This is a genomic window from Methylobacterium gregans, from assembly GCF_022179245.1.
GTDB classification, from domain to species: Bacteria; Pseudomonadota; Alphaproteobacteria; order Rhizobiales; family Beijerinckiaceae; genus Methylobacterium; species Methylobacterium gregans.
The window spans coordinates 47,784-54,380 of sequence record NZ_BPQM01000122.1 but is presented as its reverse complement, the minus strand read 5'-3'; the positions used below and the strand labels follow the sequence as shown (position 1 = coordinate 54,380).

The following is a 6,597-nucleotide window of genomic DNA, read 5'->3' as shown; positions in this document are numbered from 1 at the left end:
CGCCGTTGGCGTAGCGGAAGCGGTCGAGCCGGCTGAGCGCCTTGTCGGTCGCCTCCTTCGGCGCGTCCGGGATCCGGCCGTTGGCCTCGACGATGTCGGCGCAGCGCAGGCCCGCCGCGCGGCCGAACACCACGAGGTCGATCAGCGAGTTGGAGCCCAGGCGGTTGGCGCCGTGCACCGAGACGCAGGCCGCCTCGCCGATCGCCATCAGACCCGGCACGACCGTGTCCGGGTCGCCGTTCTTCAGCGTCAGCACCTCGCCGTGATAGTTCGTCGGGATGCCGCCCATGTTGTAGTGCACGGTCGGCAGGACCGGGATCGGCTCCTTCGTCACGTCCACGCCAGCGAAGATCTTGGCGCTCTCCGAGATGCCCGGCAGGCGCTCGTGCAGGATCTTGGGGTCGAGGTGGTCGAGGTGCAGGAAGATGTGGTCCCCACCCTTGCCGACGCCGCGGCCGGCCCGGATCTCCATGGTCATGGAGCGTGAGACCACGTCGCGCGAGGCGAGGTCCTTGGCCGACGGCGCGTAGCGCTCCATGAAGCGCTCGCCCTCGGAATTGGTCAGGTAGCCGCCCTCGCCGCGCGCCCCTTCCGTGATCAGGCAGCCCGCGCCGTAGATACCGGTCGGGTGGAACTGCACGAACTCCATGTCCTGCAACGGCAGGCCGGCGCGCAGCACCATGCCGCCGCCGTCGCCCGTGCAGGTATGAGCCGAGGTCGCCGAGAAGTAGGCGCGGCCGTAGCCGCCGGTCGCCAGGATGGTCATCGCCGCGCGGAAGCGGTGGATCTCGCCGGTCGCCTGATCCATCGCGATCACGCCGCGGCAGCGGCCGTCCTCGTCCATCAGGAGGTCGAGGGCGAAGTACTCGATGAAGAAGTTGGTGTGGTTCTTCACCGCCTGCCCGTAGAGGGTGTGCAGCATGGCGTGGCCGGTGCGGTCGGCCGCCGCGCAGGTGCGCTGGGCGGTGCCCTTGCCGTAATCGGTGGTCATGCCGCCGAAGGGCCGCTGGTAGATTTTTCCTTCTTCCGTGCGGGAGAACGGGACGCCCCAGTGCTCCAGCTCGTAGACGGCCGCGGGGGCGTTGCGCACGAGGTACTCGATCGCGTCCTGGTCGCCGAGCCAGTCCGACCCCTTCACGGTGTCGTACATGTGCCAGCGCCAATCGTCCGGGCCCATATTGCCGAGCGAGGCCGAGATGCCGCCCTGCGCCGCCACCGTATGGGAGCGGGTGGGGAACACCTTCGTGATGCAGGCGGTGCGCAGGCCCGCTTGGCTACAGCCGACGGTGGCGCGGAGGCCCGCGCCGCCGGCCCCGACGACGACGACGTCGAAGCTGTGGTCGTGGATGGTGTAGGCGGGCTGCGACCCGTTGGTGCCGTTGGCGGCCATGGAGAAGCTCCTTGGGTTCCGGTCAGACGAGGCGGGAGAGCCCCACGCGCAGGATCGCGTAGAAGCAGGCCACGGCGACGACGACCGTGTAGATGGTGTTGGCGAAGAGCGCGGTGATGCGCAGCGCCTTGTCGTGGACGTAGTCCTCGATGATCACCTGCATGCCGACGCGCATGTGCAGCGTGACCGAGAGGACCGTGAGGATCAGCAGGATCGCGACGAGCGGATGGCCCATCAGCGCCACCGCCTCCGGGTAGGGCCGGCCGGCCATCATCGCCACGATGATCACGAAGGCGATGATCAGCGGCGGGTTGGCGGCGGCGGTGAGGCGCTGGAACCACCAGTGGTCGGCCCCGTGCCCGGAGGCGCCGAGGCCGCGCACGCGGGCGCGCGGGGTGCGGATGGAGACGCTGGTGTCCTGGCGGTTGTCGGCCATGATGACGCCCCTACTCAGCGCAAGGTCAGGGCCGCGGCCCAGATCACGAGGGTGAGGCTCACGGAGCCGATCAGGGTGAAACGCGACAGGTTCATCCGGGTCGTGCGGTCGAGGCCGACGCCGAAATCCCAGACGAAGTGGCGCAGGCCCCCGAGCATGTGGTGCATCAGGATCCAGGTGTAGCCGAACAGCACGATCCGCCCGATCCACGAGCCGAAGAACCACGCCACCCAGCCGTAGGCGGCCGGTCCCGAGGCCAGGGCCACGAGCCAGATCGCCACGAGCGCGGTGCCGCCGTAGAGCGCGGTGCCGGTGACGCGGTGGAGCACCGACATCGCCATGGTCCAGGTCCAGCGATAGATCTGGAGGTGCGGCGAGAGGGGTTGGGCCACCGTGGGCCGGGCTGTCGGTGCCATGCTGAATGGGCCTCGCAGTTGCGAACTGAAGCGTCTCTAAACTGGTAGGGCTAGGCCGCCGAGGGGCAAGCCACAATGCGGCATGAACGATCCGGCGGATCTGTCACGCTTATGATTTTGAATACGATTCTTTCGGACCCGCCCTGTGCACGTCTCATGGCAGCCACCCGAGCGCGCGCCACCACAGGTAGTTCAACGGCGCTGCAACAACGAGTGATGCGGCGCCGAAGGCGAGGGTGAGCCGCGTCGCATCCCGCAGCGACACGCCGCCGAGCTCGCGCGCGAATACGACGGGCGGCGCTTGGTAGGGGAAGAACACGGTGCTGTAGCCCACGACCTGGATCATCACGACGGTCAACGCGTCGAGACCGCTCCCCGTCGCCATCTCGCCCGCGAGCGCCGTGTAGAGGGCGGGCGCGCCGTTGGCGGTGACGAGGAGCGTCAGCACGGTGGCGATGCCGGTGAGCACGGCGTAGTTCTGGGCGCTCGCGCCGGGCGCCAGCGGCGCCACCGCGAGCAGCGCGTGGCCGAGCCGCGCGCCGAGCCCCGTCTCGTTGACGAGCGCCACGAGCCCGAGCAGGGCCGCGATGTAGAAGCAGGTGCGCAGCGAGACCTGACCGAAGGCCTCGGCCGGGATCACGCCGATTCGCGGCATGATGCAGAGCGCGGCCGCCGCGAGCCCGATCCAGGCCGGGGCAATGCCGTGCAGGCTGTCCGTCGCCCAGAGCGCCAGGGTGGCGACGAGGAGCGCGGCGAGCCGCCGTTCCGCGCCCGAGAGCGGGGTCGTGGTGACGGCGCCGTCGCGCCGGGGCTCCAGCCTGTCGGGGAAGAGCCGCACGACGAGGAGCGTCAGGAGGCCGCCCTTCACGGCCGCCAGCACCGGGCCGTGCAGCCAGAGATAGGGCAGGTAGGCGAGGTGGAGGCCGAGCAGGCTCTCGGCGGCGCCCGCCATCACGAGGTTGGGCACGTTGGCGGGCAGGATCGCGGCCGAGAGGTTCGGCGTCGCCACCCCCACCGCCAGCACGGCGGCGGCCCGGCCGGGGCGTCCGGGGCCGAGGCCGAAGCGGTCGCAGAGGGCCAGCGTCACCGGGATCATCAGGGCGATGCGCCCGAGATTGGAGGGCATCACGAAGGCGAGCCCGACGCTGAAGGCGACGAGGCCGCCGATGAAGCGCGGGTAGGAGCCGCCGAGCCGCGAGGCCAGGCTCTGCGCGAGGCGCGCGCCGAGCCCGGTGCGGGTCATCGCCTGCCCCACCACCATGCCGGCGAGCACGAGCCAGAAGGCGGACGCCGCGAAGCCCGAGAACACGGTGGCGGGCGCGCCGAGCTTCAAGAGCATGGCGAGCGCGAAGAACACGAGGACCGTGACGATCTCGGGGATCAGCGCGGTCGCCCACAGGCCCATGCAGAGCACGAGCAGGGCGCCGGTCGCCCAGATGGCCGCCTCTCCGTGCATGGATGAACCCTCGTTCCTGGCCGGAACCAGTCTGCCGGTTTGGAACCGTTCGCAATTCGGGAGTCGTTGACGGAGCCTTCGCAAGAGGCGAAGGAAGCGAGCCCCAATCTCGGTGACTCGCAGAGAGGACCGGTGGCGCGAAGCGCTTCGCCGATCACGGATGCGAGAGCGGCCCCATGATGCGTTTCGACCTCGTCGATCTCTCGCTGTTCCGCCACGTGGTGGAGGCCGGATCGATCACCCACGGGGCCGCCCGGGCGAACCTCGCGCTCGCCGCCGCCTCGACGCGGATCCGGGGCCTGGAGGAGAGCCTCGGCGCCGCGCTCCTCACCCGCAGCCGGCTCGGCGTCAGCCCGACGCCGGCGGGTCGGGCGCTCCTCGCTCATGCCCGCACGATCCTGGCGGCGGTCGAGCGGATGCAGACCGAACTCTCCGCCTTCTCCGGCGGCACGGTCGGGCAGATCCGGGTGGTGGCGAACACCAACGCGCTGACCGAGTTCCTGCCGGACGCCCTCTCGGCCTATCTGGCGGCGCATCCCGGCGTCAGCGTCGACATCGACGAGCACACCTCGGACGAGATCGTCGGTCTGGTGGCGGAGGGCGCGGCCGATCTCGGCATCCTGTCGGGCACCGTCGATACGGGCGCGCTCCAGACCTTCCCGTTCCGGCAGGACCGCTTCGTGGTGGCGGCGGCGAGCACCCATCCGCTGGCCGGGCGGGAGGCGGTGGCCTTCGCCGAGGTGCTGGAGCACGATCTCGTCGGGCTTGACCGGGCGAGCGCGATCACGCGCTTCCTGGCCGAGCGCGCCGCGCGCATCGGCCGGCCGATGCGGCTGCGGGTGCAGCTGCGCGGCTTCGATGCGGTCTGCCGGCTGGCCGATGCCCGGGTCGGGCTCGGCATCGTGCCGGAGAGCACGGCGCGCCGCGCGGCCCGCGGGCTCGACATCGCGGTGCTGCCGCTGACCGACGCCTGGGCGAGCCGCGATCTCTCCCTGTGCCTGCGCGACCTCGACGCGCTTCCGACTTTCGCGCAGGCCTTCGTGGCGCATCTACGGGCCTGACGCGGGGGAGCGGCTTGGCGTAACCTCTCGCCCTCGGATCGAGCGAGAGGAGCGGGCTGGCGTGATCGCGACAGTGGATTCGGTGGCGCCGCGGCGCGGGGCGGCGCTGCTGCTCGAGGTGCTGCGCTCGGAGGGCGTGCGCTACATCTTCGGCAATCCGGGCACCACCGAGCTGCCCCTCATCGACGCGCTCACCGAGACCCCTGACATCGCCTACGTGCTGGCCCTGCAGGAGGCGAGCGCGGTCGCGATGGCGGACGGCTACGCGCAGGGCGCCCGCCGCCCGGCCTTCCTCAACCTACACACGGCGGGCGGCCTCGGGCACGGCTTCGGCAACCTGATCAACTCCCACGTCTCCGGCACACCGCTCGTGGTGACCGCCGGCCAGCAGGATTCCCGCCACGCCATCACCGACCCGCTGCTGTCCGGCGACCTCGTCGCCATCGCGACGCCCGCGGTGAAGTGGGCCCGCGAGGTGACGAACGCCGACCAGCTCGCGATCCTGCTGCGGCGCGCCTTCCACGACTGCAACGCGGCGCCCTCGGGGCCCGTCTTCCTGTCGCTGCCGATGGACGTGATGGAGGCGATGACGGCGGCGCCCGCGGGCGCGGTCTCGACCATCGACCGCTGCGCCACGGCCGGGTCGCTGGACCGGCTCGCCGACCATCTCGCGGCAGTGCCGCCCGGCCGGCTGGCACTCATCGCGGGCGACGAGATCGATTCCAGCGACGCCTCCGCCCAGGCGGTGGCGCTGGCCGACCTCCTCGGCGCGCCGGTCTACGGCTCGTCCTGGCCGGCCCACATCCCCTTTCCGACCGCGCACCCGCTCTGGGCCGGAAACCTGCCGACCAAGGCGACGGAGATCGCCGAGATCCTCGGGGCTTACGACGCGGTCTTCGCGCTCGGCGGCAAGTCGCTGATCACCGTGCTCTACACCGAGGGCTCGGCGGTGCCGGCCACCACGCAGGTGTTCCAGCTCTCGGCGGACGTGCGCGATCTGGGGCGCACCTACACCACGACTCTCTCGATGGTCGGCGATATCCGCGCCTCCCTCGACGCGCTGCTGCCGCTGCTCGAACCCCGCCTCGCGCCCCGGGCGGACGCCTATGCGGGGCTACGCGCGCGGGCCGCGGAAGCGCGGGTGGCCCGGCGCGCGAAGCTCGCCGAGGCGGCCGACGCCGCCTTCGCCGATCCGGTGATCGCGCCGCTCGTCGCGGCCCGCGAGGTGGCCCGCGCGGTCGGTCACGATGTCGCGATCGTGGACGAGGCCCCCGCGACGCTCACCCACCTGCGCACCTTCCTCGACAGCCCGAACACCCACCAGTACGCCGCCATGCGGGGCGGCGTACTGGGTTGGGGCATGCCGGCCTCGGTCGGCTTCTCGCTCGGGCTCGACCGCTCGCCGGTCGTCTGCATCGTGGGCGACGGCGCCGCGATGTACTCGCCCCAGGCGCTCTGGACGGCGGCGCATGAGGGCCTGCCGATCACCTTCGTGGTGATCAACAACGCCGAGTACAACATCTTGAAGCGGTTCATGAAATCGCAGACGCATTATGCGTCCGTGCGGGCCAACCGGTTCATCGCGATGGACCTCGTCGACCCGCGCATCGACTTCCCGGCGCTCGCCGCCTCGATGGGCGTGCCGGCGCGCCGGATCGAGCGGGCCGGCGACATCGCGCCCGCGATCGAGGCGGGGATCCGGTCGGGTGGCCCGAACCTCGTGGAGGTGGTGGTTCAGGCGACGTGAGAGGTGGGATCTCTCTCTAACTGAGAGACTTGGATCGTGATCCTCATGCGGTGCTGAAGAGCGGTTCTCCTCCCCCGCAGACTGGGGTGGA

At 71.0% G+C, this 6,597-nt stretch carries 6 protein-coding genes; 2 read left to right on the top strand and 4 right to left on the bottom strand.

Annotation, left to right across the window (positions count from 1 at the left end; translation table 11 throughout):
* The 4 genes from sdhA to MFF54_RS21440 form a co-directional block, all read right to left on the bottom strand.
* The coding region (sdhA, locus tag MFF54_RS21455) for a succinate dehydrogenase flavoprotein subunit (RefSeq protein WP_238306173.1) at positions 1–1,390 on the bottom strand (1,390 nt) is incomplete at its 3' end.
* Between the two features lie 22 nt (positions 1,391–1,412).
* Positions 1,413–1,826: a succinate dehydrogenase, hydrophobic membrane anchor protein gene (gene sdhD, locus MFF54_RS21450; protein WP_238306165.1), complete on the bottom strand. Its 414-nt coding sequence runs from the start codon at positions 1,824–1,826 to the stop codon at positions 1,413–1,415.
* 14 nt (positions 1,827–1,840) lie between these two features.
* Positions 1,841–2,242, bottom strand: coding sequence for a succinate dehydrogenase, cytochrome b556 subunit (gene sdhC, locus MFF54_RS21445; RefSeq protein ID WP_238306162.1), 402 nt, complete (start codon positions 2,240–2,242; stop codon positions 1,841–1,843).
* 154 nt (positions 2,243–2,396) lie between these two features.
* Entirely contained in the window at positions 2,397–3,698 is a 1,302-nt protein-coding gene (locus tag MFF54_RS21440; RefSeq protein WP_238306145.1) for an SLC13 family permease, read from the bottom strand.
* A 176-nt stretch (positions 3,699–3,874) separates the two neighbouring features.
* Here MFF54_RS21440 and MFF54_RS21435 point away from each other — a divergent pair, with 176 nt between their 5' ends.
* Positions 3,875–4,759, top strand: a complete 885-nt coding sequence (locus MFF54_RS21435) for a LysR family transcriptional regulator (protein ID WP_238306133.1) — start codon at positions 3,875–3,877, stop codon at positions 4,757–4,759.
* Between the two features lie 61 nt (positions 4,760–4,820).
* Complete coding sequence (locus MFF54_RS21430) at positions 4,821–6,506, top strand: thiamine pyrophosphate-binding protein (protein ID WP_238306125.1); 1,686 nt, start codon at positions 4,821–4,823, stop codon at positions 6,504–6,506.
* Positions 6,507–6,597: the final 91 nt, after the last annotated feature.

Excerpts from the sequence above, each read along its gene's own strand:
- sdhD (WP_238306165.1), bottom strand. The coding sequence starts at position 1,826 with ATGGCCGACAACCGCCAGGACACCAGCGTCTCCATCCGCACCCCGCGC.
- sdhC (WP_238306162.1), bottom strand. The coding sequence starts at position 2,242 with ATGGCACCGACAGCCCGGCCCACGGTGGCCCAACCCCTCTCGCCGCAC.
- MFF54_RS21440 (WP_238306145.1), bottom strand. The coding sequence starts at position 3,698 with ATGCACGGAGAGGCGGCCATCTGGGCGACCGGCGCCCTGCTCGTGCTC.
- MFF54_RS21435 (WP_238306133.1), top strand. The coding sequence starts at position 3,875 with ATGATGCGTTTCGACCTCGTCGATCTCTCGCTGTTCCGCCACGTGGTG.